Source organism: Corynebacterium sp. CMW7794, assembly GCF_001563605.1.
Taxonomy (GTDB): domain Bacteria; phylum Actinomycetota; class Actinomycetes; order Mycobacteriales; family Mycobacteriaceae; genus Corynebacterium; species Corynebacterium phoceense.
Genome location: NZ_KQ961723.1, coordinates 70,439 through 93,643, shown reverse-complemented (window position 1 = coordinate 93,643; position 23,205 = coordinate 70,439). Strand labels below are relative to the sequence as shown.

15 protein-coding genes and 1 tRNA gene are annotated in these 23,205 nt (G+C 59.9%); 10 read left to right on the top strand and 6 right to left on the bottom strand.

Going from position 1 to position 23,205, the window contains the following annotated elements; translation table 11 throughout:
- Window positions 1-18 precede the first annotated feature (18 nt).
- The 4 genes from HMPREF3227_RS03885 to HMPREF3227_RS03865 all read left to right on the top strand — a co-directional run bounded on the left by HMPREF3227_RS03885 (window position 19) and on the right by HMPREF3227_RS03865 (window position 5,586).
- Window positions 19-1,923 (top strand): site-specific DNA-methyltransferase, encoded by a 1,905-nt coding sequence (locus HMPREF3227_RS03885; RefSeq protein ID WP_066510437.1) that lies wholly within the window; start codon window positions 19-21, stop codon window positions 1,921-1,923.
- Window positions 1,924-3,144: 1,221 nt separating this feature from the next.
- Window positions 3,145-3,217 (top strand) — tRNA-Glu (locus HMPREF3227_RS03875).
- A gap of 132 nt (window positions 3,218-3,349) precedes the next feature.
- Entirely contained in the window at window positions 3,350-4,933 is a 1,584-nt protein-coding gene (locus HMPREF3227_RS03870) for a hypothetical protein (RefSeq protein ID WP_156452962.1), read from the top strand.
- 56 nt (window positions 4,934-4,989) lie between these two features.
- On the top strand, window positions 4,990-5,586 hold the full coding sequence (locus HMPREF3227_RS03865) for a GNAT family N-acetyltransferase (RefSeq protein ID WP_082750239.1): 597 nt from the start codon (window positions 4,990-4,992) through the stop codon (window positions 5,584-5,586).
- On the opposite strand, the gene HMPREF3227_RS03860 is transcribed toward HMPREF3227_RS03865, so the two are convergent.
- Together HMPREF3227_RS03860 and HMPREF3227_RS03855 are read right to left on the bottom strand one after the other, a co-directional pair.
- A complete protein-coding gene (locus tag HMPREF3227_RS03860) occupies window positions 5,583-7,712 on the bottom strand; it encodes a YhgE/Pip domain-containing protein (protein WP_066510421.1) in 2,130 nt (709 codons plus the stop codon). The genes HMPREF3227_RS03865 and HMPREF3227_RS03860 overlap by 4 nt on opposite strands.
- Entirely contained in the window at window positions 7,705-10,188 is a 2,484-nt protein-coding gene (locus HMPREF3227_RS03855) for a YhgE/Pip domain-containing protein (RefSeq protein WP_231724968.1), read from the bottom strand. The genes HMPREF3227_RS03860 and HMPREF3227_RS03855 overlap by 8 nt, the downstream gene beginning before the upstream one ends.
- Window positions 10,189-10,331: 143 nt before the next feature.
- On the opposite strand from HMPREF3227_RS03855, the gene HMPREF3227_RS03850 reads away from it, so the two are divergent.
- Window positions 10,332-10,520 (top strand): hypothetical protein, encoded by a 189-nt coding sequence (locus HMPREF3227_RS03850; RefSeq protein ID WP_066510415.1) that lies wholly within the window; start codon window positions 10,332-10,334, stop codon window positions 10,518-10,520.
- Here HMPREF3227_RS03850 and HMPREF3227_RS03845 read toward each other — a convergent pair.
- Window positions 10,517-13,840 (bottom strand): UvrD-helicase domain-containing protein, encoded by a 3,324-nt coding sequence (locus tag HMPREF3227_RS03845; RefSeq protein ID WP_066510413.1) that lies wholly within the window; start codon window positions 13,838-13,840, stop codon window positions 10,517-10,519. The two genes, HMPREF3227_RS03850 and HMPREF3227_RS03845, sit on opposite strands and share 4 nt — an antisense overlap.
- Window positions 13,841-16,342, bottom strand: coding sequence for a PD-(D/E)XK nuclease family protein (locus HMPREF3227_RS03840; protein WP_066510411.1), 2,502 nt, complete (start codon window positions 16,340-16,342; stop codon window positions 13,841-13,843).
- A gap of 98 nt (window positions 16,343-16,440) precedes the next feature.
- On the opposite strand from HMPREF3227_RS03840, the gene HMPREF3227_RS03835 reads away from it, so the two are divergent.
- Complete coding sequence (locus tag HMPREF3227_RS03835; protein WP_066510408.1) at window positions 16,441-18,435, top strand: DUF3784 domain-containing protein; 1,995 nt, start codon at window positions 16,441-16,443, stop codon at window positions 18,433-18,435.
- 61 nt (window positions 18,436-18,496) lie between these two features.
- On the opposite strand, the gene HMPREF3227_RS03830 is transcribed toward HMPREF3227_RS03835, so the two are convergent.
- Window positions 18,497-18,790 carry a hypothetical protein gene (locus HMPREF3227_RS03830; RefSeq protein ID WP_066510404.1) on the bottom strand — a complete coding sequence of 98 codons (294 nt, stop codon included), beginning with the start codon at window positions 18,788-18,790 and terminating at the stop codon, window positions 18,497-18,499.
- A gap of 208 nt (window positions 18,791-18,998) precedes the next feature.
- Here HMPREF3227_RS03830 and HMPREF3227_RS03825 point away from each other — a divergent pair, with 208 nt between their 5' ends.
- Both HMPREF3227_RS03825 and HMPREF3227_RS03820 read left to right on the top strand, forming a co-directional pair.
- A complete protein-coding gene (locus HMPREF3227_RS03825; RefSeq protein ID WP_066484654.1) occupies window positions 18,999-19,823 on the top strand; it encodes a chymotrypsin family serine protease in 825 nt (274 codons plus the stop codon).
- A 10-nt stretch (window positions 19,824-19,833) separates the two neighbouring features.
- Entirely contained in the window at window positions 19,834-20,406 is a 573-nt protein-coding gene (locus HMPREF3227_RS03820) for an HD domain-containing protein (protein ID WP_066510401.1), read from the top strand.
- A 6-nt stretch (window positions 20,407-20,412) separates the two neighbouring features.
- Here the strand turns inward: HMPREF3227_RS03820 and HMPREF3227_RS03815 are convergent, their stop codons facing one another.
- A complete protein-coding gene (locus tag HMPREF3227_RS03815; RefSeq protein ID WP_066510398.1) occupies window positions 20,413-21,096 on the bottom strand; it encodes an IclR family transcriptional regulator in 684 nt (227 codons plus the stop codon).
- Window positions 21,097-21,146: 50 nt separating this feature from the next.
- Between HMPREF3227_RS03815 and leuC the strand changes: the two genes are divergently transcribed.
- Window positions 21,147-22,577: a 3-isopropylmalate dehydratase large subunit gene (leuC, locus tag HMPREF3227_RS03810; protein ID WP_066510395.1), complete on the top strand. Its 1,431-nt coding sequence runs from the start codon at window positions 21,147-21,149 to the stop codon at window positions 22,575-22,577.
- A gap of 14 nt (window positions 22,578-22,591) precedes the next feature.
- The gene (gene leuD / locus HMPREF3227_RS03805) at window positions 22,592-23,176 is read left to right on the top strand and encodes a 3-isopropylmalate dehydratase small subunit (protein ID WP_066510389.1); all 585 of its coding nucleotides are present in this window, start codon (window positions 22,592-22,594) and stop codon (window positions 23,174-23,176) included.
- Window positions 23,177-23,205: the final 29 nt, after the last annotated feature.

The window sequence follows — 23,205 nt, the reverse complement described above, 5'->3', positions numbered from 1 at the left end:
ATCCCAGGAGAGACGACGATGAGCGAAGAACGTGAGCCGATGAATGCAGTCCCGAGCAGCAGCCCCGAGCTGCGTACCCAGTTGGCGCAGCAGCTAGCTGAGCTCGTTCCGGAAGCGTTCAGCGACGGCAGGATCGACGTCGCGAAGCTCGGTGAGCTCCTTGGCGAGGATGCTTCCGATGCCGCCGAGCGCTTCGGCTTGTTCTGGCCTGGGAAGAAGCGTGCCATGCGGGCAGCACAGCAGCCCACTACCGCCACGTTGCGGCCCGATAAGGCCAACTCCAAGGAGTGGGATACCACCGAGAACGTCTTCATCGAGGGCGACAACCTGGAAGTCCTCAAGGTTTTGCAGAAGCACTACCACGGCAAAATCAAGATGATCTATATCGATCCGCCGTACAACACGGGTCACGATTTCGTCTATCCGGACAACTTCAAAGAGGGGATTGGCACCTATCTCGACTGGTCGAAACAAGTCAACGAGGAAGGCAAGAAACTCTCCTCCAACTCTGAGTCGGAGGGGCGTTTCCATTCCAACTGGCTCAACATGATGTATCCGCGCCTGAAGCTCGCGCGCAACCTGCTTAGCCAAGACGGCGTCATCTTCGTGAGTATTAGCGATGACGAGTACTCGCACCTAAAGAAGTGCCTCGATGAAATCTTTGGCGAGCTGAACTTCGAAGGCTCGATCCACTGGCGCCGGCGCCACAATCAGCCCAATGACCCCACCAAGCTCATCGGGCTTGTGGCCGAGCACATTCTGGTCTGCGCACGGAACTCGGCGCATCTCAAGCACGCTGGCGTGGGCAAGCTGCCGCTCACGGGCAAATTCACGAACCCCGATAACGACCCGCGCGGACCGTGGAATTCCAAGCCATGGAAGGTGGGTGCAGGCCAAGGCGGTTCCTCGTACACGATTGTTTCGCCTACGGGCGTCGAGTTCAACGAGGTGTGGATGGGCGAGAAGGCGACCTTTGAAAGGCTGCTTGCTGATAACCGCATTGTCTTCACCAAGGGCGGCGACGGCTTGCCGCGCAAGAAGCAATTCCAGTCCGAGCGTGAGGAAAGCGGTCAGTCCGCCACCAACTGGTTCCCGCATGAATTGTTTGGCAGCAACCAGGAAGGCTCCGCAGAAGTCGCTGAACTCTTCGGTGTAAAAAGCATTTTCAGCAACCCCAAGCCCACGAAGCTGCTGCAGAACTTGGTGCGCCTGGGCAATCTGAACGACGGCGATATTGCCCTGGACTTCTTCGCGGGATCCGGAAGCCTGGCGCATGCCGTCATGCAGCTTAATGCCGAGGACGGCGTGCGTCGCCGTACCATTCAGGTGCAGCTTCCTGAACCCACACCGGAGAACTCCGCAGCGCGGAAGGTCGGCTTCGAGGACATCGCGAGCATCTCCCGTGAGCGCATCCGGAGGGCAGGTGACAAAGTAGCCGCCGAGTACGCCGAGGTGATCGCACAACGCGAGGTGCCCCTCGATACGGGATTCCGTTCCTACGTGCTTTCGGATACCAACTTTGTGAAGTGGCAGACGGCGGCGGATACGGACGTGACGACGCTGGAGCAGCACTTGCTAGACCTGCGCGGAAGCGTGGACGACGACGCTACGGTGGATGACATCCTTGCGGAAATCCTCATTAAACAGGGATTGTCGCTCACTGAGAAGATCCGTGACTGCGACATCGCCGGCGCGGGTTATAAGGCCGTGGTTCGCAGCGACGGGGCTGGCGGTGAAGAGGTTGCGGTTTTGGCGTATCTCGACGAGCATGTCACCCCGACTCTCGCGCAGTTGCGTGATGCGGTCGCCATGAAGCCAGTGCAGTTCATCATTCTGGAAGATGCGTTCCAGGGAGACGACGAGTTGAAGACCAACCTCGTCCAGATGTGCCGTACTGCGGGTGTGGATCTCTGGACCGCCTAGGGGTAATGGCAGACCTTTTCGTTCGAACTGGTATGGAGGTACCCCATACCAGGCAGGAGCCACACTATATTTTGCTGCACAAAAGAGGGACTGTGGGTGAATACCAGCTATTAGTTTTGCGAAGGTCTTCCCACGGCGCGGACTGGGGTTTAGGCTACGGGTTGTAAGCAGAAAGCGGACAGAAAGGATGCGAATGGACGAAAGTCAAGCGCATTATTACTCAGACGGTTTCTCCCTGATGTAGTGCGAAAATAGCGGCATAGCCATAATCCACAACTTCTTTTTTAACAACGATTGTACGAAGTACAGGAGCTTAAAAGCACAATGCATATAGGACGAAACGTCGTCCCGGACCAGCGCCACACAACCTAGCTTCTAGCCCTTTTACCTACAGGTTTGCAGCGGAATAACCACTGATTCGATCCGCACCACGGCTCCGCGAAGCTTTAACGAAGTAGCTCACACACGGTCCGGGATTTTTATTGGTTTTCTAGGCCTTTACTTGTGCTGAACCGCGTTGATTTGGGAAGCATGTGAACGATGGCGCGGGCCACGTGCTTTGCGCTTGCTTGCATGTCCACTGAGAGGCATACGGTCCAATCGTGGCTAACTCTAGGGTCCGGAACTGTTGCTGTTGCTACTGTTCGGTGCGTGCCGCTTCTTCTTGCTTGCGCTGGGCTTCGTGCTTCGCGATGACTTCAGCATCGTGACGCAGCGCGTAGTGAATACATCCTTGTGGTTGGAGAGCGCAGGAACCTGTGTTCGCTGGCCACTGGGATGCTGCACTTTCACATTCGTCCTGTGAGTTGTAGGGGGTCGCGTAAGAACCACTTGTATCCATGGTCAGCTTCGTGCAGAACGACTGGATCCTGGTGGCTCGGTTCTTGCGCAGGCGCTGTGGGTTCTGACGTCGCTAGTTCGTTGTGTTCGGTCGTGGGGGGCTCTGTCGTTTGGTGTGTTGTGCTGCTGCTCGTTGCCGGAGGAGTCGTCGTGCTTGTTTTCGTCGGGGACTCTTTCACTGTGGTGACGTGGGTAATGGTGACCCGTTCGGACTCGCCCGTGTTGCAAGCCGTTAGCGCCAGTGCGGTGGCGCAGAGGGTGGTGCTGGCACATAGTTTTTCCGTCGCATTTCTATGGTGTGTACTGCGGATTTGGTGGAATGTAGACGCGTCGTTTACTCTTATGAAGTCCGCAGCGAGCCTCGCTTACTGCACAGACCGCGCCCCGTTCGTCTAGCGGCCTAGGACGCTGGCCTCTCACGCCGGTAACACGGGTTCAAATCCCGTACGGGGTACAACGTTAAGCCTCCACTTTTGTGGAGGTTTATTTCTTTTTCTTTCGCGGGTGCCATGCGGGGGGATGTTTTACTTCGCTTGCTACGCTGTGCTCACTCTTTCTCTCACTCTCTCGTAAAGCAGGCTATACGATGGCAACCGGTAAACATCGCAGGCATTCTCAGCAGCATCAGAACCCCAATGATGCAGTGGCGCACGCTCTCGACGGGCTGTGCGAACTACGCGTCAAACCTCGGGCAACGTGGTATGCGATAAGCGCAGTGATCGTCGTTATTGCTCTGGTGCTGGGGGTGACGGTCGCGGCTTTAAGAGGCTCGAATTCGGAGGAGCCAGCAGTGTCGCATGCCCCTGAGTCTCCAGTAACGACCTCAAGTGTGGCGGATCCACTCAAGGATTCTGATAACGACGGGCTTAAGGATGGCGAGGAAACCCGACTCGGTATCGATCCGCACAAAGCAGACACTGACCAGGACGGGCTTAAGGATGGCGAGGAAACCCGACTCGGTACTGATCCGCGCAAAGCAGATACAGACCAGGACGGGCTTACTGACGGATTTGAGGTCGACGACACCGGTACGGATCCTCTGAAGGCGGACACTGACGGCGACGGAGTGGATGACGCGGAGGAACTGGATGCGGGTTCGGATCCGCATATCAACGATTCGGATGGCGATGGCCTCGATGACTTTGAGGAAATTCAGACCTACGGCACTGACCCACTCTCACGCGATACGGATGCGGACGGCTATAACGACGCCTTCGAAGTGACCTATCGAGCAGTCAAGGAGCTTGATCCGCTGTTTGAGGACGTAGAGGTCTCGAAGCTCACATACGCCAAAGATTTCGCCAAAGGAGCCTTCGCTGGCGATGCCATGCCGGTAGATTCCGTCGCTTGGTTGGCAGGGAACATTCTCGTCGCAGGGGCAGGGCTCATTCCGGGTATCGGCAAATTCATTGCGCATGCTGCAGATCTACGAGACTTTTTGGTCTCCGCTATTCATGGTGATTGGGTCACGGCGGCGTTTACTGCAGTAGGCATCATTGGATTTGCTGGAGACGCTGCTTCCATCCCGAAGCGTGTATCGGCTTTTAGCACCACATACCCTGCGCTGGCCGCGAGTGCGGGCACGCTCATTGCAAGGATTCCGAAGCTTCCCAAGCCGGTTCGCGAGAACGCAAGCAAAGGTGTTTATAAGCAGTGGGATTACCTCGTTAAGGAAGGCGCAACTCCCGAAAGCCTTCTCCGCCTGATGAAGGGAGGGCGGGTGAACCTCGACAAGTTAGCGGGATATCGCCAGCGGCCGGGACATGTTGCAACCCCAGCTGTGGAGTTTATGAAAGATGGCCGCGCAGGCGAGGACTATCTCAAGCTCATGCTCGTGAAGAAACGACTCGTGAGGAAGAATATTGAGCCCTCAACCCAGGTCGTGCTGCGGACGTCGGAGTGCGTTGAGGTGTGCAACCGGGCGGTGCGGCGCGTGGATGTTTTCGCTGACGGAATTGCCCACGAATCGAAAGTGGGGCCAGTGGTGCTCACGGAGTCTATTAGAAGGCAAGTCGAATCTGATGCTTACCTCATAGAAACCGGACAGATCAAAGGAGCAACGTGGCACTTTTTCCCCAGCGCCGTATCAAATCAATTGGGTCCGAGCGAGCCCCTTCTCGAATTGCTCGAGAGCAAAGGGATTAAGTACAGCATCGCCTTGCCTCGCTAAACCGGCCCGCTGCTGTCCGCTGCACACGGGGGCGCTCTTCGCTATTGTCGAGACGTATGAACATTCGTGCTGTGACAGAATCCGATATTCCAGGTGCGGCTGCCGTGTTGGCGGCCGCGTTCGCTCATGATCCGTCGTTCGGACGGGTGATCGGAAACCTCGAGAACCCAGAGGAGGCGCTCGACGCGTTGTTTCGGGCGCAGCTGCGCACGCAGTATATTCCGCGCGGCGTGGCGGATATCTGTGAAGGCGAGGACGGGGAGGTGCTCGGGGTAGCGCTCTGGGAGCGCCCGGGCACGACGTTTGGGGCGGGGTCGTATTTGCGGCTGGCGAGCGAATTGGCGCGCGTCTTTGGCACCGGATTGGTCAAGCTCGCGGTGAGCGAAGCACAAGCGGCGAAGTACCATCCAGAATTCCCGCACTGGTACCTCTATACGCTCGTGGTAGCGCCAGGAGCGCAAGGCCAAGGCATTGGTTCTCAGCTGCTGGAGCATGGATTGACGCGCGCAGGAGACGATGCGGTGTATCTGGAAGCCACGACGCAGGGGTCGGCGCGGCTGTATACGCGGTTGGGGTTTGTTCCGCTCGGGGAGATCCCCAGCAAGGACGCAGGCCCCAACGAGCTGGCCATGTGGAAGCCGCCGGTGGTCTAGCTCGCCATGACCTTGGTGCTCGCAATCGCCGCACTGAGACGCTCGTGATAGCCGTCCATGAGGCGACGCAGCCAGAGCCCCAGGATGAGCGCGGGGATGGTGAAGAGGACCAGCAGACCGAGTTCCCGCCACAAGTCGCCCTCATAGGAACCGGAGATGGCCGCGCGCAGCGCGCTGATGGCATGCGTCGCAGGCAGCCAGGGGCTAGCTTTCTGGAAGAACTCGGGCAGCAGCGGCAGGGGGTAGGAACCGCCGGCGCCAGAGACTTGGATGACGAGGAGGACGACGGCGATGGCCTTGCCCGCGTTGTCGAAAGTGACGACGAGGGCGTAGACAAGCATCATAAACACGAGTGCGATCACCCAGCCCACGACGATGAGTTGTATGGGGTGCTGTGGGGCGATCTCGACGAAGAAGATAAGGCCCGTCGTCACGAGCGTGGACTGGATAAGTGCGATAAGCGCCAAGGTGAGAAAGCGGCCGAGGAAGATGGCGTTGCGGCTCATCGCGGTCTCGCCGCGGCGGTAGGTGCGCTCCGCGTTGGCATAGATGAACACACATGCAATGAGCGCGCCCACCCACAAAGCGAGCGTGGTGTAGAACGGCGTCATCGCCGCGCCAAAGGACTTGACAGCGAAGACAGCTTCGCGGTCCAGCCCCAGGGGCGAGGCCAAGCGGGAGGCGGTGAGCCCCGGATCGTCGCCGACGACGCGCGCGAGCTTATCCAAGTCGCCCGTCTGGCGGGCGTCATCGAGCGCGGAATTGATGCGCTCGAACTCGGCCGACTGTGCGGCGAGTTTGTCCGCGAGCGCGCCTACTTCGTCACGCGAGGATTCCAGGCGAGAGGCCAGTGAGTCTGCACCCGCGGCATTCGCGCGGGCGGCATCGAGATCGGAACGCACCGTGGCGACGTCGTCGGCGACCGCCTTGATGGACTGTGACAGCTCAGCGACCTGTGGCTTGAGATCCGTGGTGTAACTCGTGCGGGCGTCTTCGACAGCGCGCGAGGCGCGATCCACGGCGTCGCGGGCGCGTTGCGCTGCGGCCGAGGTGTCCTGTGCACCGGTCTCGAGGGCGGTGGCGGTCGTGTCCAAAGAGTCGGCCATTGCGCGAGCCTGGGCGGCGGCGGTATCGAACTGCGTGGTGGGCAGGGCCAGGCCGGCAAGCGCGCCGCGCGCGGTGTCGAGACCTTCCGCCTGGGAACGGACTTGCTTGGCAAGGTCGTGTAGCTCATTCGGATTGAGCGCGTTGGTGCCCGTCGCGTCGTCGAGGCGGGCGCTTACCGTGCCGAGGCTGGAGGAAGCAGCGGTGAGTGCGGAAGAGAGGGCATCGGCAGACTCGCGCAGCGTCGCGTCGAGATTGACGGGAGAGGATGACTGCGTGGCGGGTGCGGTGGAATCACTCGTATTGGCGCGCGCGAGCAGCGAGTCCGCGCTCGTAGCCAGGGGAATCGCGCCATCGATGAGCCCGGTGAGCGAGCGGACGGTGGCGGACGCCGAGTTGAGGCGTCCGCTGGTGGCCTGCACGCGGGTTTGGACGGTGCTCAGGGCGGACTGCGTGTTGTCCTCGTTGAGGTAGTCATCGAGCGAGGAGAGGAGGCCCAGCCCGACGTCGGACAGGACCTCGGCGAAGCTTTCGTCAATATTATTCGTCACGCCGGTGGCGACCTTGGACGTAATGGATGAGCTTAGCGCGTTCTTCTTCTGGTTTGTATAGAGGTCGAGGCGGGTGGGCTCGGCGCCGTCGAGGTAGAAGGTGAGCATGTCGTCGCTGAAGGACTCAGGTAACACGATGGAGGCGTAATAGTCGCCGGACCTCGTGCCCTCCACGGCGTCGGCGCTGTCTGTGATGACCCAGTCCACGGAGTCGTTGCGCGCGAGCTGGGAAAGCACCTGGTCGCCCAGGTTGACGTTGAGCTTGCCCACATCGGTGACGTGGCCCTTGTCGTTACTGGCCACGGCGATACGGAGATTGCCCGTGTTGCCGAAGGGATCCCAGGAGGCCAAGACGTTGAACGTCGTAAAGATGAGCGGGATGATGAGCACGCCAAAGACAATGAGCGCCGTGATGGTGTTCGTGCGGATGGCGCGCAGGTCGTCGCGCAGGATGGTCAATGCGTTACGCATGGGTATCGCCCTCCGGTAGGGATTCGGCGCGCAGATGGCGGCGTAGTTCGTTCTCTGGCAGGCGCGCGAGGTCTTCGGCGCGGGCGAGGGATTGCTTGACGTATTCGAGCGTGAGGATGACGCCGAGGGCTACGAGAGTAACGAGGAGAGAAAGCCCGAAGTAGAGCGACTTGTTGCCAGCATCGAAGTGCGCGATGACGCCGAAGGCGACGATGAGAAGGAACCCCGTCGCGATGGTGATAGTGACGACCTGCGCGTAGTGCCCGCGCACGCCGCGCCAGCGCCCGCCCAAGCCCTCGGTAAACGCCGTGCGGTCCTGGAGAACCACGAGGAGGTCTGCCAGCTTGTAGCGCGAGCCTTGCGCGTGGATTTCCTCGTTCGTGATGAGGCCGCCCGCGGCGAGTTCCTCGTTCACCATCGTGTTGACGTGTGCAAGGCGGCGACGCAGGATGACGCCCGCGATAAAGGCGAGAAGCGCCATGCCGGCGAGCGCTGCGAGGTCGCGCCAATAATGCAGGCTGTAAAAGCCGCCCACGGTCTCGCGCATCATGGAAATGCCGTAGCTAACCGGCAACCACGGGTAGAGCTCGCGGAAGAAGCTGGGCGTCATCTCGATGGGATAGAGCCCGGACGCGCCGGGGATCTGGATGAAAGCGAGCACGACGGCGATGACGCGCCCGATGTGCCCGAACGTCGAGACGAGGAAGAAAATAATGGACAGATACGCCAGCGCGATGAGCGCGGCGGTCGCCACGTAGGCGGCGGGGGAGACGGTCTCGACGCCGAAGGCGAGGTTGCCCACGGAGACGATGAGAGCCTGCGCCACGGCCATGATGCCGAGGAAGAGGTACCGCGCCGTATAGGCCTGTCGCACCGTGCGCGCCCCGTCGACCTCCGAGCGGTAGATGATGAGCAGCATGAACGCGCCAATCCACAGCGCGAGGTTGGTAAACAGCGAGCTCATGCCCGAGCCATAGTGCTCGACGGGAAAGACCGAGTGGCTATCGACCTGCGCCGGCGCGGCCAGGAAGCTCGACACAGCGACGGTATCGAGACCGCGCACGGTGGTGAGCGTTTTATCGTTGTTCGCATCCTGCGTGAGCGCCAGGATATCCGTACGCGCTGTACGCAGGGTCGACTCGATGTCGCCCAGGTCCGCATCAAAGGAGGCGAGCACCTGGTCCGCGCCCTGCAGCTGCTTTCCGATGCCCCCAATCAGCTCGCCAGCCTGCCCCACCAGCTCCTCCTGTGCATCAAGCCGCGCGCTCAGGCGCGCGGTGGTGGACTCAACTCCGGCGAGCGCCGCGTCGATGCGCGCCGTGCCAACCAACCCGCCTTGGGCATCTTTCGCCTGCGCGACCGCGTCGTCGAGGGCGCTCGTCGCGGTGTCGAGCTCGTCAAGGCCGCGTTGTGCGTCGCCGCGCAGCCGGTCGATGCTGTCCACGGTCGCCGCCGCTTGGTCATGCGTCGCCCGCAGATCGCCAGCGAATTGTCCAGGCACGATTTTGAGCAGCGCGCCAGTCTGGTCGCGCAGCGTCGTGGCCGCGCGGCTTGCAGCATCAAGGCCGCCTAGCGCCCCGCGCAGTTCGCCCGTGAGCGTGCCCACCGTGGCATTCGCAGCGGCCGTGCCGTCCGCGAGCGCCTCCGTGCCTTCGGCTCGCGCGTCGGTGAGGCTGCGGCCGGTCTCGCCTGCGGTCTCCCGAATGCCTGCGGAAAGGGAGTTGACGCGGGCGAGGGAGGAACGGGCATCGGCAAGCGTGGCGTTGACATCGCGCAGGGTCTGCTGAGTTTGCGCGACCTTGGGCTGGGCCGCGGCCAGTTCGTCGCGCACGCCGGCGAGGATGCCATGCGCATTCTCCAGCGAGTCCGCAGTCTCGCCGAAGTTGCCCGCCGCGCTGTTTCCCGCATCCGTGAGCTTCGTGTTCAGCTCTCCGCCCTTGTCGCGCAGCTCCGAAGTGACGGCCTCGGCGACGGACTCCTTAAAGGTCTGGCCAATGGTCTCCTCAAGCGTCGAGGCGCCCGTGTCCGTGATTTTGGGGGCCACCGCATTGAGCTTTTCGTTAACCTCGTAGTGCAGCGTGGGCTGGTGATACTCACCCTCGAAAAGGCTCACGAAGTCTTGGCTGAACTCGGCCGGGACCGTGACGGATGCGAAGACGTCGCCGCGACGCACGGCCTCGGCCGCCTGGTCCGCGTCCATGAATTGCCAGCCCAGCTTGTGGTTGTCGTGCAGCTTGTCCACGAGCTGTCCACCCACGTTGAGGTGGCCCGTAAGCTCCGAGTCCGCGCCGCGGTCCTCGTTGACCACGGCGACCTGGAGGTGTTCCGTATTTTTATAGGGATCCCAGAACGCGCGCACGTTGAACCACGAGTAGAGCGCCGGCGTGACAAGGACGCCGATGGCGATGATCCATACCGCAGGCGTGCGCCACACACGCGCGAGATCTCTGTGGACGATTGACCAGATTGTTGACACGGCGTAAACGATAGCACTTCCTCCGCTTAAGGCCTGTCTAGGATATGGGCAATGACGATGACGTTGCAGATCGCCGTAAAGTCCTAGGCAGTCTCATATTCGCACAGATCAGGGGCGGTATCCCTCAAGGCGTGGCGTTCTCCATGAGCTCGCTGCTTGCTGCCGCGATGGCGGGCGCCGCGTGGGGCGGCATGGGTGCCATGCTCACCACGCTCGGCATGCCTGCCATGGCGTGGATCGAAATCGTCCTGTTCATCGCGGTGGGCATGATGTTTGCCGTCGTGCGGCGACGCTCAACCGACGAAGCCCGCCTTCGCCGTGGGCGCCGCTAGGCGCTCGGCTCGTCGCGGAAGGTGACCTCCATGATGACGCCAGCGAGCGGCAGGTGAATGAGGATGCGGTCGCAGCACTTACCTGCCGCCTCAAGGGCGGCGCGATACGTCGCCATCTGGCCCAGGTAATGCTGCTTCACGAACTCCGCCGGGTCCTCGTTGCCCGGGTTGGACTTGTGGTCGATGAGCACGACCGTGTCGTCTCCGGTGTCGAGGAGCATATCGATCCAGCCCTCGGCGACCTGGCCGTCCGCGAGGTAGCGCATGGGCACCTCGGTCAGCCGCGGCGCATCCGGGTAGTTTTCCGTGAGCCACGCATCCCAGCGCCGGCCGGCCTCGACCAAGTCCTTGGCCTCAATGGCGCTGACCCCCCAGCGGCCCAAGATGGCCTCTGCGTGCGCAAGCTGCGCCGCCTCGTCGAGCGCGGTGTAACTCGTACCGAGGTAGGTGTGGATGGCGTCGCCGACCTTGTTCCAGTCCATCTCGCCGTGCTCGACCAGACGTGCACCCAACGTTGCGACCACCGCGGTATCCGCTCGGTCCTTCCAGCCCTCCGAGGTCACCAGCGACGCCGCGAAGCGGGCCGCCTTGCGCTCGGCCGTGCGCGTGGACTCGCCGCGCCACGCAGGCAGCATTCGTTGCGTGCCTTCGAACGCTGTTGGTTCAGCCACCACGTCGTCGCTGTAGGCGTGGAAGTCAGCATCCACGCTGACGAGCTCGGTACCCGTGGAGGAAATTACTAGTGCCTCTTTCTCCTCGTCGTAATCGAAATTTACGTCGGCGCTTGCAAAGGGGGCATGGCTACCAAGGTCGTGTTCGGTCACGGCGAGGACCGTGTGCTCCTTGGAACGCGTCATCGCCACGTAGGCAAGTCGTACGTTTTCCTCCTCGAGGCGGCGCTGACGTGCTTTGATGAGCGGAAGCGACTCGAAGATTTTCTTCGTGCCTTTCGCGGCGCGGAGCGTATAAGGCCAGAACATAAGCGTGCGACCTGCCAATGGTTCTTCGAGAGTGAAATCATTCGCAGGTGCTGGCTCGGTCCATGCGTCGTCGAGCTTGAAACCCTTAGGTGGGGTCTTGAGGCCTAGGACAACTGTGTTCCAGCCCAGCCCCTTGGAACCATGCATGGTGGTGACGAAGACATTGCCCTCATCAAGGCTCGCGCGAGCCACGACCCCCAGGCCTGTGGGGGACTTTTGCTCGGCATCGAATTCGCGCAGAAAACCAGCAAGTGTGGCGGCTGATCCCACGCCTTCGTGGTCGTCCTCATAGGTCTTGGCTTGTTCCAGGAATCCGAGCAGAGTGCCGTAGCGGCCTGAAGGCGATGGGGCACTGGCGATGCGACCTCGAAGGTCGAGCGCATCGATAAGCTCCGTGATCGCGCGGGAGGGGCTCAGTTGGCCGCTATGTTGGGCGACATCGGCTACTGCCGCAAGAATGGGATCTTTCTTCCATTCTTTCTTGAGGGCACGGCGAGCGGTCTTATCCGGTGCCGAAGCGAGCTGGTTAAACCACGTCGCGTGGGCCGGGTGCTCCGGCAAGAGGGTGATGAGCTCGAAGAGTGAGGATTCGTCCGTCACGTCGGCGCAATAACGCAAAGCTGCGACCAGCAGCATTGCCTCGACCTCTTCATCAGCGGAAACGCCCTTACCAGTCGCAGGGATATCGGCGCGACGCAGTCCCGCCAAGACTTTCTGTGCGTCGGTATTCGTTCGAACGAGCACAGCGATTTCCTGCTCAGGGTTCTCTGCCTTGAGCTCGCGGATGCCTTCGACAATCGGCGTGACGAGTTGAGTATCAACGGATGTGTTTCCTCCTCCCCACGTCCACACTGAAAGGCGGCCTTCGGTATCGATGTCTGGGCGATCGACGCGTCGAGCGTCATCAATGCTCAGTCGTACATTTTCTTGGTCAGCAAATGCACGGGAGAAATACTCGTTCGATAACATGAGGGGCATACCGGAACTGCGCCACGACTTGTCGAGCGAATCGTGGGTACCACCACCAGCGTGGATGGCTGCTGCGGCCGTCTCCATAAGAACGGGGTCCGCGCCACGGAAACCGTAGATTGACTGTTTCGGGTCACCAACCCAGCGCACCTCACTGACCAACTCGCCGATGCGTAGGAAAATCGCCAACTGCAGTGGACTCGTGTCTTGGAACTCATCGACAACCAGAACATCAAAGGACTCACGCACCCATTGGCTTGCTTCGCCTTCAGGGTCTTTGAGCAATTTCAATGCCCGGGCCTCTTGGTCAGTAAAGTCGATGAGCCCTGCTTCTCGCTTGGCCTCGGTGTACGCCTTCACGCAATCGCGTGCCGCTTCAAATGTGATCCGAATGAACTTCTCCGTCGCGTCGCGGAAGCCCTGCGTGCGCGCCACTTCGAGCGGGCCGTCTGGGAAGACTTCCTCGAAGATTTGTGTCACTGGTTTCGTGGGACCTGCGCAATTCGGAAGTTCGCCTTCGACTGCTTTGAGCGCATCTGCCCATCCCAGGGAGAGCTCCCCGCTTACTAAAGCCTGGACGGTATTTTCCCGTGCCTCTCTCGACTTCATGAGCGATGCAGTGCTGCGTCCGCCGACTATCGATTTGATGTCCTTCTCCAACTTTTCCTTGTTGGCTTTCGCTTCTTTGATCTTTATCGCTAGGTCGAGTTCATCATGAAGTTTCGTAATGGCACCAGCGATCTTTGTGACGAAATCGGCTAGAGTCTCAGGCTCGCCCTTGCCGAGGTCCAACTGACCAAACAAAGAAGCCTGCGACTTCTTGATGAAACTCTCCAGATTGTCTGGGTCCTCGAGATCAACGGCGTTGGCACGCAGGGCAGTGGTTAGTGTTTGCACTGAGTCTTTCCACGAACCCTGACCGCCACTGATGATGCCGAAAGAATTGCGGTACCCGTCATAACCCATCGACTCGATGAGTTCGCGGTATTTGTTTTCATACGAGGCGATAACCCCGTCGCATGCATCATCAAAAACGAGCTTCTCCGCGTTTTCGCTCAGCACAGACAGCTCAGGAGATATGCCGGACTGAAGTGCAAAGCGCCGCACGATGGCGTCGGTGATGGAGTTGACTGTGCCGACCAACGCCGAGTCGATTTCCTGGGCCTCGACGATCTTTCCTTTTTCGACGAGCTTGACGCTGATACGTTCTGCTAGCTCCGCTGCTGCGTCTTTTGTAAACGTTGTGGCAATGATGCGTGCAGGATCCTTGCCACCGCCAATGACTGCGGCGAGGTCCTCCGTGATGCGAAAAGTCTTACCAGAACCGGCGCTGGCCTGGACGAGCGTGTAGTGGGAATAGTTGGTTCTCATTTAGTAGTTTCCCTTCACTCCAGTCAGAACGTCGTAATCGCGGTACTTCACTGCGTCGGGGAAGAAGAAATCATCACCCAGGTCACCGCGTATCTGTTTGGCTAGTTTCTCTGCCTTGGTGTCAGGATCGCGGAGCTTCTCATGTGCTTCGTCGACAACCAGGCCTGCTGCGATATCGGTGAGGCGCTTGGACAGAAGCGTCTTGGCGCGCTCGAACAATTCTTGATCCATCGTGCTTCCGTTACCCTTGATGAGTTTCGCTCGACGGAATTCCCAATACGCGGTCGGTGCAGCCTTCTCGAACCCCACGCCCCAAGCGTAGACAGCGAGCTGCAATGCTTCGTTGTTACGCACGACGTCTTGGTACTTGTTGCGCGACGTGGTGTACTTTGCGTCAATAACGCCTGGCCGGCCCTCACTGGTCTGGATATCCAGGTCACGGAATCCTTCGAACTTCTCAATGACCCATGTGTTGTTTGGAGCGCCTTGGACAGTGACATCAAGCGGCTTGTCGAACTGTGCTTCAGTATCGACGAGTTTCCAGCTGTGATTTCGAAGCTCGCGCTGCAGCGTCAACAATGAGCGCACCCCGAGTACAACGAGTGATTGGCGCCGCGCGAGTTGGCCGGGTGCGTTGAGTTCAACGCCAACTTCTCCTATCGCTTGCTCAATCGCTGCGGTGATGCTGTCTTCATCCCATTCATCGAGTTTCGCCTCGTGAATGTGCTCGAGTGCCTTGTGGAACATCGAACCCACCATGGCGTTACCCGTCGAGGGCCGACGTCGGCTTCCCAGCGAGATCTCAAGGGGCTTTTCCAAGACCCACTCCAATGGACGGGCCAGCAGCTTCTCCAGCTGGGAGTACGACATATAGTCAGGCAAGAGTTGGGTGCCTGGTGTGAATGTCTCCTTGGTGAGCTCTGGACGCGTTGGCCATGATTTTTGAGTCTGTTGCGTGAGTTCGCTTTTAAGCAGACTCGACGCAGTGACAAAGAAATCTTCAAAGTGTGCGCCAGCTGCTACATCTTCGGCTACGAGCTGGGCGAGTACTTGGTGCGGGCGTGTTCCTTTCTCGCCCACTATTTGCTTTTGTACTACAGCGATAACGCGCTCGGCGGAACGCAGCGCTCGTAATTGAGCAGCGGAACGCAGCGCGGTCAACTTTTTAGCTGGCAAGACAGCGTGATTAAAGCCAGCATGCTCCGCTGCGGACCACGTATCCATTCCGGAAACACCGTCTGCAAGTGCTCCCCACCACAGCACCGTCGCGCCGGGTCGCACGTGCGCCGGATCAGTGATGACCTCGTAGTCATTGGTTGCGGCGGGGCGAATGCTCCACGCCGCTACCCGTCGCGAGACGGTAGTGAGCAGGTGGTCAAGTTCACGACGTGAAATTACCGAATAGTGAGCGAGAAGTGTGCTGAGCTGGCGTGCGGCTTCACGCAGTGAGTCGCCTCTCGCAGTAGTTGCAAACCACTCGAGCGCATCTTGAAGGCGCGATACTGAAATCTCGTCATCCAGCTCGGTATGCGCAAGGTGCTTGTCGATACCCTTCGCGACGAGTTTGGCATCTCCCGTGAGGCGCTCGATGGCTTGTGCCCATTTCCCCCCAAACCCGTATTCGCGGCCTAATGCATAGAGGAGCTTTCCGCTGGCTTCGTAATTGAAGAGGGTGTCGCCCTCAATCTGCATGAGTAACAGGTCAACGATTTCAGGAACCGCGCCAGCCGTGGTCGCGGCTGTGACAAATGCGGTGAGCGCCTGCGCGCCGCCGACGTTGGTGGTCTTTCCTACGGGCGCGAATCCCGCACGAAGCAGCTCGGCGTCGAGAACCGCCGTTTCGGTAGTAGCCAGCAGTTGTGGCACGATGCCCGCCTTCGCCGCTTTGCGTAGTTCGGCAATGATGACATCGGCCGCTTCAAAGTCATGCTGCGCAGTGACAAAAAGCTTGTCTTTGAGAGCAGGCGCGCCGGTGCTTTCCTCAACGACAACGTCGCCTAACGCATCGACAATGGACTTCCAGACTGGCGGCAGATCCTCGTAGTGGTCACGCAAGATGACTGTTTTCAGCCCCAGATCGAGTCCTGGATAATCTTTTAGAGCATCTGCAACCGCAATGGTGAGATCTGCTGGTCCGGTGATTGGTGACGGGCGCTCAGCAGCCTTGATTGCGTCTACTCGCTGCGAGACGCCGTCCGGCACGTTACGCGGATCCACGCCCGCTGCCACGAGCTCATCGCGCCAATCGAGGAGTTGACTTGCCACAGCCCACGCGTCGACCTCAAATGAGTCGCGTAACCATTCCTGGTTATGCGCCACGATTCCGCTAAGTCTCTCACGGTATGCAACGATGCGTTCCGGTTTGTCCAGAACCGGTATCGTCACGCCTAAGCGCGTGGCTAACACGCGGGACAATCCCGCGGGCCCTACGGTCAATTCCCCAAGGCTTGAGGAGGGCGTCCAAGCCGCTCCGTCTAGGCCGAACCCGAAAGTGATCTTCATATTGGCATGGTAAATGCGATCTGAGTTTTGTGCAGTTTAACTGGAAAAGATTCCCCAATTGACGCGCGGCTGGTGAGGCACGACGTTATCCTGAGGTCATGCCCGACAAGTCGAATAAAACCATGAAGCCGGCCAGCGGCGCGCCAAATGACTACGTCTACTACCAAAACTTTGGTGCGAAACTTTCACTTCCTGAAAAATATCAAGCATCCCGTCAACCGGATTGGCGACTTGCGCACTTTGCCGTCATCCTTCCTTTCCCATTTGCGTATGCCAAAGATCCTGGAGAGTCGTGGATTAAAGGCAGATTCAAGGGCATCAAGGAAATTATCGCTGCGGCTGAAGTCAATCCCGGTGATTTCCAATATCCGCGTTTCGAGTACAAGACAGGGGCAGAAACTGAGACCGAACGGCAGGCACGGTACGACCGCAACAGCGCTCAGTTTTTCAATAGGACGCCTCGTGCCTGGCATGCTCCGGCGTCGAGTAGGTTCAAGTTTCCGTTCCGCCAATCCATAGGTTCCGTGGCGGTAGACGGTCCTGCTTGTGAACAAATTGAGGGCAAAGTTGATAATGCAGAAAAGCTTGAAGCCACTGCATATAAGTATCTATTCAGCCCAGATATTACTGGCGACGCAAAGAAGCCTGATGCTTGCGCAAGTTCTGACCTTCGCCAGGATTGTTTAGAGAACCAACCGAGCGTGGAATCGGAAGTTATCAAACTTGCTGACGATGATGACCACCCGTACTCGCAATTGCGCTTAGCCTGTGCGGAGCTTCTGTCTTATCAGGGGCCTGAGTATCATCCTCTTGCTCGTGATAAAGAGGCGGAGAAAGTTGCACAGACCTTTTTGGTACTCCACGTCATTGCAGAAAATTGTTCGTCGAAAGTCCTCGAGAACGTTTCTCGTGCACTGTACCGACCAAGGAACGTCGTAAATCTAGCGGCCGAATCCTCCGCAAAATTTGGTGGTCAGAAAGCGTCAAAACGCATAGTCAAACTTAACGAGAATCAACTGTGTCCGCTGGACTATTTCACGCGGACTGCGCTGTCTAAGATTGTCGATTTTGATAAAAATGTTCACATCTCTCGTGGTGGATACCTCGCACATAAGCGAGATGAAAACGAAAACAGCACGGAATACGAAATCGCTGCACGGCCGTATCTTGTAACGTGCGCCATCCCTGGTGGCAATGCTGTTTCTGACAGTCCCGAGCTCTTGAGGAAGACATCCGGGCAGTGGGAATGGGAAGATCAATGGGCCTGGCAGCTGAGTACTGGCGCGGACGGGTTTTTCTCGCCTATACCTGAGCAGAATGATGAAACCTTGTCGCGCCATAGAGCCGGAATTTTCAAGAACTGGATAATCCATACTTCTGAAAATGGGTTGGCTGTTGTGAGACGTTGCCAGGTCTCAAGGGAGGATATGGGGTTCTGGATGCTCACCGGAACTCGGTACGTTGATCTTGCAGTGCTTGTCCGGAGAGAAGCGAAATTTGCCGAAACCATCAGTGCGGGTCTTCGGGCAATGGAGTTCGATGAGACCATCAACACCAGCGCGGATCGTGGGTCGCTCGATGACGCCAATGACCGATACCGTGAGAGCGTGAGGAAGTTTGAGCACCTTCAGCAAGACTTCCTGACGTATCGAGACTATCTGTGGTTTGACAACGTCCCTGCTCGTGAAACGGATACGTTAGTCCTCAATGCTATCCAGAAGTCGACCGGGACAAAGAAACACTATGAAGAAATCGCAAATGAATTGAGTACGCGCCGTGAGTACTACTCGACGATGTACGAAAATCTCCGAATGCGACTGGATGAGAAGAACAAACAACGCAAGAAGGCCGAGCAAGAAGCCGCTGCGAAACGAACTGCAGCCATTACCAACAGCTTCGCCTTCTTAGCTATTGTCTTTGCTCTGCCTGGAATCGTCGCGCTAACTGAATGGTGGCGTTTCTGGATAACAGTGGGACTAGTGCTGATATTTGTGGCCGGGGTTTTCTTGTATCTCCGGAAGAACTCCGTGGTTACTACTGTGCGGAATGGAGCGTCGGAAGAACGAAGCAGTTCAACAACTGCCGATGAATAAGGCTAAAGCCAGCACACACGTCTGTGTCTGCTGGCTTGAGAATCGAGCTATGAACTAACTTCTAGTGCTCGTCGTAGTGGTCGCCGTGTGCGGCGTGGCGGTGGCCATCGTGGATGTAGTCGACGTGGTCGCCGTGGGGGATGGCGACGTGGCCGCAGCCCTCGCCGTGGACGTGGCCTGCGTGGTCCTCGGCGGCGACGTGCTCGGAGGTCTCACACTCGTCCCAGTGACCCTCGTGCAGGCGGTGGATGTGGCCCTCGTGGGCGTAGTCGGTGTGGTCGCCGTGCTGGAAAGCAACGTGGCCGCAGCCAGCGCCGTGGGTGTGGGGGTGAGCTTCGTGAACTGCGTGGGTCATGACGTGACTCCTTATCTTTGGTGTGCCGAAGCGGCGTTGGGGCAGGAAAGGTGGACGCCCTGCCTGCGTGTTTTCATTACATTTTCAGTAAACCCCATTTCCATTTTGTTTTCAATTGCGGGGGTAGCGATTCGGGCGTGACGGTTGTCACAGTCCAGGTGGGGGCGACGGCGAGACCTTGTGCAGGCTATGCACTAGGGTCACAGGGGTGAAGATTTCTCGTCGCCTCAAGACCCTGTCCGTCTCCGCTGCTGCTGTTCTCGTCGGCACGCTAGGGGTCGCGCCGCTCGCCAACGCTGCGGCGCCCGCTATTGCCACGCAGGGCCACATCGTTCAAACCTCCGAAGGCACGACGTGCACCATCGGCTACGTCGAAGGCAACCGTGCGTGGACGGCCGCCCACTGTGGTGTCAACGGCCAGGCTGTCTACAACGAGTATGGCTCGCACATCGGTACGCTGCGCTACTTCCGTGAGGAGGGTGCGACCGGCCAGGATATTGCCTATATACAGTTTGCGGCGGGCACGGTCTCTGGTGGCAACCCGGTCTCGGGTGACGGTATCGGATTCAAGCCAGCGGATGGCAACGGCATTTGCGTTACTGGTCGCAACTCGCCGGAGAACTGCGGCACGGTCGTGCGGCGCCCCATGCAGACGGCGGGAATTTACTCGTCGACGGAGCTCTTCAAACAGCATGGTGACTCTGGCGCGGGCGCGTACGTGAAGGGTCAGCCGGGTGTGGTGGGTATCTACTCGGGTACCGCGACGTTTATCCAGGGCGGCAAGCGTCGTGCGTACGAAGACATTGCGTACTTCCCGTCGCCGCAGGAGCGCGCCGGGCTGCCGCAGGGCTACGTGCCGCGCAAGCCTGACCTCGTGCGCCGGGCCAACACGATCCTCGACGTTCCGGCGCTCTACTTCCGCGCGTACCTCGAGCCGGCGGAGGCCATCCTCGCGCTCATCATGGGCGGTTTCAGCCCGGCGGACTTCCGTGGCCTCATGGCAACGCTCGGCATTACTGGCGTGACGATTTAGGGCGGGCTGCATGGAGGCGCTCACCCCGCGTCTTATGCAGGCGCTTAACGTTGCCACGCGTGCCCACGATGGGCACTACCGCAAGGCGACGGATATTCCGTACGCCTCGCATCTCTTTGGCGTCATGTACCTGGCGAGCAAACAGGGGCTTTCGGCAGACGTGGAGGAAGACGTGCTCATCGCATGTTTGCTGCACGACACGCTGGAGGATGTCCCGGAGAAATACACGGCCGAGCAGATGGAAGCCGATTTCGGCCCGCGGGTGCTCGACATTGTGCTGGGCGTGACGAAGGATGACACGCTGGGGGACTGGCAGGAGCGCTCGGATGCGTACCTTGCGCACTTGCGTGAGGCCGCGTATGAGTCGGTTGTCGTGTCGGCGTGCGACAAGCTGCATAACTTGAGCTCCATCCTTGCTGACCATGAGGTCCTTGGGGACGAGCTGTGGCCGCGCTTCAACTCGGGTAAGGAGCGCCAGCAGTGGTGGTACCGCGCGGTGCTCGAGGTTGTCGAGCAGCGCGCACCGGAGCTGCCCTTGCTCGTGGAGTATCGCGCGAAGGTGGCGCGGCTCGCCGCGCTCTAAACACCGTTAGAGCAGCGCGCCGAGCCGCTGGGCGGCATCGGAAAGCAAGGTGGCGTATTTATCCGCAGGGGAGGGGCGGAAGCGCTCGGCCGAGCCGGAGATGGAGAGCACGGCCATGAGCGTGCCCGCGGCGTTGAGGACGGGCGCGGAGATGGAGGCGAGGCCGGCCTCGCGTTCCTCGATGGACTCGGAGTAGCCAAGCTCGCGGGCCTTATCGACGTCGGCTTGGCTATAGAGGGCATCGGGAATCTCAATGTCCTCAAACGCCGCGATAATGCGCGCCGCGGAACCGGAGTTCAGTGGCAGCTGGCGGCCGACCGGCACGACGTTGTGGAGGCCGTGCGAGGGTTCCTTGGACGCAATGCACGTACGTGTATCGCCGGTGTGCTGATACAGCTGGATGGATTCACCGGTGGTTTCGAGCAGCTGCTCCATGATGGGGGTAGCTGCCTCGATGAGGTGGTCGCGGTTACCGGGCAGGGCGGGGCCGGCGGTCCAGTGCCCGTCTGCGGTGCGCGTCAAAATGCGGTGCGCCTGTAGTGCGGTGGCCAAACGGTGTGCGGTGGCGCGGGGCAGGCCCGTCTCTTCACACAGGTCGCTGAGCGATGAGGGGCGATTGGTGGCGGCCATCATGATGGCCACTGCTCGATCCAATACCTTAATTCCAGAAACTGCGCTATACTCTCCCATATAGTGAAATTTACGTCCCAATTAATGAGATTTCAAGTGGAGTGATTGAAATGTCGGAAAAGCTGACGCTCGCAGAGAAGGTATGGCGCGATCATATCGTGACCAAGGGTGAGAACGGCGCACCGGATCTCATCTATATCGACTTCCAGCTCCTGCACGAGGTCACCAGCCCTCAGGCCTTCGACGGCCTGCGCATGGCCGGTCGAAAGATGCGCCACCCCGAGCTTCACCTGGCCACCGAGGACCACAACGTCCCGACCATTGGGATCAAGACGGGCAACGTGCTCGAAATCAAGGACGAGACCTCCCGTACGCAGGTCTCCACGCTGCGCAAGAACTGTGAAGAGTTCGGCGTGCGCCTCCACTCGATGGGCGACGAGCAGCAGGGAATTGTCCACACTGTGGGACCGCAGCTGGGCATCACCCAGCCGGGCATGACCATCGTGTGCGGCGACTCGCACACCTCGACGCACGGTGCCTTCGGTTCCATCGCCATGGGTATCGGCACCTCCGAGGTCGAGCACGTCATGGCCACGCAAACACTCTCGCTCAAGCCGTTTAAGACGATGGCCATCGAGGTTTCCGGCGAGTTGGCTGAGGGTGTTTCCGCCAAGGACCTCATTCTGGCGATCATCGCGAAGATCGGCACCGGCGGCGGCCAGGGGCACATCATCGAGTACCGCGGCGAGGCCATTCGCAAGCTGTCCATGGAAGCCCGCATGACCATCTGCAACATGTCGATCGAGGCTGGCGCCCGTGCCGGCATGGTCGCTCCAGACGAGACGACCTTCGATTATGTCAAGGGCCGCGAGTTCGCCCCGAAGGGTGCGGACTGGGACGCCGCCGTCGAGTACTGGAAAACCCTGCCCACGGACGAGGGCGCGGAGTTTGACACCGTCGTCCACATCGACGGTTCCTCTTTGACGCCGTTCGTCACCTGGGGCACTAACCCCGGCCAGGGTGCCCCGCTTGCCGATGCCGTCCCGGACCCGGCGTCCGCACCCGACGACAACGCCAAGGCCGCCCTCGAGAAGGCGCTCACGTACATGGATCTGGAGCCGGGTACGCCACTGCGTGACATCAAGATCGACACGGTCTTCCTGGGCTCCTGCACCAACGCCCGTATTGAGGACCTCCGCGCAGCCGCTGGCGTGCTCAAGGGCCGTCACATCGCTCCGAACACCCGCATGCTGGTCGTCCCGTCCTCCGCGCTTGTCATGAAGCAGGCGGAGGAGGAAGGTCTCGATCGGATCTTCCGCGACTTCGGCGCCGAGTGGCGCACCGCCGGCTGTTCGATGTGCCTGGGTATGAACCCGGACCAGCTCAAGCCAGGCGAGCGCTCCGCGTCCACGTCGAACCGTAACTTCGAAGGCCGCCAGGGCCCGGGCGGCCGCACGCACCTCGTTTCGCCGCTCGTTGCGGCCGCGACCGCCGTGACTGGCCACCTGTCCTCGCCCGCTGATTTGCCCGCCGCCAACTAAAAGGAGAAAGCATCATGGAAAGGTTCGTTACCCACACCGGCACCGGCGTCCCGCTGCGCTACTCCAACGTCGACACGGACCAGATCATCCCGGCTGTCTACCTCAAGCGCGTCACGCGCAGCGGCTTCGACGATGGCCTCTTCGCCAACTGGCGAAAGGACGAGAACTTCATCCTCAACCAGGAACCCTTCAAGCACGGCTCCGTGCTCTTCGCTGGCCCAGACTTTGGTACCGGGTCCTCGCGTGAGCACGCCGTCTGGGCACTCAACGACTACGGCTTCAAGGCCGTGTTCTCGCCGCGCTTCGCGGACATCTTCCGCGGCAACTCCGGCAAGGCCGGCCTGCTCACCGGTATCATGAGCCAGGAAGACATCGAGCTTATCTGGAAGCAGCTGGAGGCCGGCGACACCGAGGTCACCGTCGACCTCGAGGCCCGCACCGTCACCGTGGGCGGCAACGTCTACACCTTCGAAGTGGATGATTACGTCCGCTGGCGTCTCATGGAGGGCCTCGACGACATCGGGTTGACCCTGCGCGACGAGCAAGCCATCACCGACTATGAGGCCACGCGCCCGGCGTTCAAGCCGGCGGTGCACTAGACACCGCCCGCCGTCGCGTAATATAGAGG